The organism is Cellulomonas septica (assembly GCF_012396155.1).
GTDB lineage: Bacteria > Actinomycetota > Actinomycetes > Actinomycetales > Cellulomonadaceae > Cellulomonas > Cellulomonas septica.
In genome coordinates, this window is sequence record NZ_JAAXOY010000633.1 from 1 (window position 1) to 2060 (window position 2060).

The following is a 2060-nucleotide window of genomic DNA, read 5'->3' on the forward strand; positions in this document are numbered from 1 at the left end:
ATCGGGCGGGGACCTGCCACGTCGCCCGGTCCGGCCGGCGCGACCGGGCGGCGCGGGATCCGTGGGCCTGCACCCACCCGATCCGTGGGCCTGCCCCCTGGGGCGGTGCGGCGGCCCGTCCCTAGCGTTCCGGGCGTGAGCCTCCACCCCACCACCACCCCGGTGCTCCCGGCACCCCTCCCGCCCGACGGGCCCGGGCCGGTGTCCCCGTCGACGCCGCGCTCCCTCGCACCGGACCTGGCCCGCGGGCTGCTGCTGCTGCTCATCGCCTCGGCGAACGTGTGGGGCTACCTCTGGTCCGACGCCGGGTCGAACGCCGCGGGCGGGCGGCCGGTGGGCGGCTCGTCGCTGGACCACGCCGTCGACGGCGTCGTCACGCTGCTCGTCGACAGCCACACCAAGCCGATGTTCGCGATCCTCTACGGCTTCGGGCTCGCGACCATCGCGGCCCGGCTCACCGCGCGCGGGGCGGACCACCGGACGACGCGCGGCGTGCTCGGGCGCCGCGGTGTCGCGCTCGTCGTGCTCGGGCTCGCGCACGCGACGCTGCTGTACGGCGGCGACATCCTGGCGCCCTACGGTGCCGCCGGCCTGCTCGCGCTGCTGTTCCTGCACCGGTCGCGCGCCGCACTGCTGTGGTGGGCCGGCGTGGCGTACGTGGTCTCGATGAGCGCCGGCGCGGTCGCGCTGCTCGCCCCGTCCGACCCCGGCGGCGCGACCGGGCCGACCACGACGACCTACCTGTCCTCCGCCGTCGAACGCCTCGCCGCGACCGCGACCGTCACGTCGCTCTACACCGTCACGCTGATGTTCGTCCCGCACCTCGTGGTCGGGATCCTCCTGGCCCGCAGCGGCTGGCTCACGCGGCCGGCCGAGCACCGCCGCCGGCTCGGGCAGGTCGCCGTCGTCGCCGCCGCGGTCAGCCTGGTCGGCAGCGCGCCCTACGCGCTCGCCGTCGCGCAGGTGTGGCACCCGGACCACACCGCCCTCGCGGTCGCCGAGCTCGTCCACCACGTCAGCGGCGACGTCATGGGCCTCGGCTACGTCTGCCTGTTCGGCTGGCTCGCCGCGGTGTGGGCCAGCCGGGCGCGCCACGGGCTGGTCACCGCCGTCACCGCCGTCGGCGAGCGGTCGCTCACGTGCTACCTGCTGCAGTCCCTGCTCTTCGCGCCGCTCCTCAGCGACTGGGGGCTGGGCCTCGGCAAGCACCTCTCGACGACCCAGGCGGCGCTCCTCGCCGTCGCGGTCTGGCTCGTCACCGTCGCGGTCGCCGTCGCCCTGCAGCGCGCGGGACGACGGGGACCGTTCGAGGTCGCGCTGCGGCGGGTCGCCTACGGACGGGCCTGATGGGGCGTGACGCCCACGACGGCCCGCGCGTCGTCGGGGGTCGTCGTCGCTCGGCGCCGGTCCGGCTCGGTGACGGTCCGGCTCAGCGGCGGCCCGCGCGGTCCACGTCGACGGTCAGGCGGATCGTCACGACGTCGCCGAGCTCGATCCGCTCGGCCGCGCGCACGGCGTCGCGCAGCGGCACGAGGTAGCCGCCCTGCTTCGGGAACAGCGACGTCGTCCAGTGCGTCGCCCCGACGTCGACCGCGACCGGGATGACGCCCCAGCCGTAGCTGACCAGCGACGACGCCGCCCGCAGCTCGGCCGCCTCCGGCTCCGGCACCGCGACGAAGTGGAAGGGCGCCGGACCCTTCCACCAGAACACCTCGCCGTCGAACTCGAGCTCCACGCGCCCATCCTGCCGACGTCGGGACGGCCGGACACCTGGTTCGTCGGGCGAACACCCGCGGGGTCGCCACGAGCGCGGCCGGGACTGGTCGTCGGCGCGACGCATCCCGGTCGATCGACGCGGCCACGGGCGACGCGGACGGGCGACGAGACCGACATGGTTGCCGTCCGGGGTCCCGGAGCGGCAACCATGTCGGTCTCGACTGCGGTCGGGCCGGGCTACAGGCCCGACCGCGGGACGTCAGGCCGCGGTCAGCGGCGGCGCAGGACGAACCGGGCCGCGCGCGCCGTCGCGAACGTCGGGTTGCGGCGAGCGACGACGGTCG

The 2060-nt window shown here is 76.4% G+C and carries 2 protein-coding genes; one reads left to right on the top strand and one right to left on the bottom strand.

Features of this window, described 5'->3' with window-relative positions:
• The first annotated feature begins 135 nt into the window (after positions 1 to 135).
• Positions 136 to 1347: a DUF418 domain-containing protein gene (locus HGA02_RS21755; protein ID WP_343035577.1), complete on the top strand. Its 1212-nt coding sequence runs from the start codon at positions 136 to 138 to the stop codon at positions 1345 to 1347.
• A gap of 82 nt (positions 1348 to 1429) precedes the next feature.
• Here the strand turns inward: HGA02_RS21755 and HGA02_RS17500 are convergent, their stop codons facing one another.
• Positions 1430 to 1735 carry a DUF1905 domain-containing protein gene (locus tag HGA02_RS17500; protein ID WP_168680499.1) on the bottom strand — a complete coding sequence of 102 codons (306 nt, stop codon included), beginning with the start codon at positions 1733 to 1735 and terminating at the stop codon, positions 1430 to 1432.
• Between the last annotated feature and the right edge of the window lie 325 nt (positions 1736 to 2060).